This window comes from Vibrio sp. HENC-03 (assembly GCF_000305755.2).
Lineage (GTDB): Bacteria > Pseudomonadota > Gammaproteobacteria > Enterobacterales > Vibrionaceae > Vibrio > Vibrio owensii.
The window spans coordinates 1-738 of the sequence record NZ_JH976088.1; the positions used below are offsets into that span (position 1 = coordinate 1).

A 738-nucleotide genomic window follows, 5' to 3' on the forward strand; every position below is an offset into this window, starting at 1 on the left:
GGCGTTAGGCGATTTTGTTTAATTTGGAGTTTTAAATTGGAAGTTGCATTACCAATTACAGTTGTTTCAGCGATAGTACTGTTTGTACTCAAGGAACTTTTAGAGTCACATAAAAAATCAAAAGCTAAGAAGCGAAAGTTATCTGCGCTGAAGAGTGTTTTGAAAGAAGAGTTAGAATTGAATTTATGGGTTTGGAAGCAGTTTGAAGCACTACTCACAAATGTTCAAAATGCAGGTGAAGGTGGTAAGTATACCCATTTGGTATCGCCTTCAGGGACTGAACGTTTTGAGCTAGTAACGGCTGAAGGACATGGAATGGGACAAGCTTTTCCAAAAGTCGTAACCGAAATGCACTCAAAATTGGTTATCGATGTAGCTGAAATGGATGCAGATATGTACCAGAAACTGATCACCAGTTTCAAGGCGTTATCGGAACTTCAGCACCTTAGAAATGGCATTGTCGATTTTATTCATGATAGCCGAATGGGAGACCATTATGTCGAAGGTTTTACTGAGTATGCATTAGAAGAACTAGCCCCGATTTATGATCATTTAGATGTACTTTATCAATACTGTACGGGCAAAAAGCTAAAAGAGCATCGTATGAGATAATCGCCTAACAAACTGTTTAAGAGTGATTCGCAACGCGTGGCATTTTTACCATGCGTTGGTTTAAGTGATTAAGGTGATATGCAGTAGCATCGGTATTGCGTTGCTCACACCTTAACAGGGCGTTAG

At 39.4% G+C, this 738-nt stretch carries 1 protein-coding gene; it reads left to right on the plus strand.

The features are described 5' to 3' along the window. Positions 1 to 612 (plus strand): hypothetical protein (locus tag VCHENC03_RS17255; protein WP_032802452.1); only part of this gene is annotated, 612 nt, incomplete at its 5' end. Positions 613 to 738: the final 126 nt, after the last annotated feature.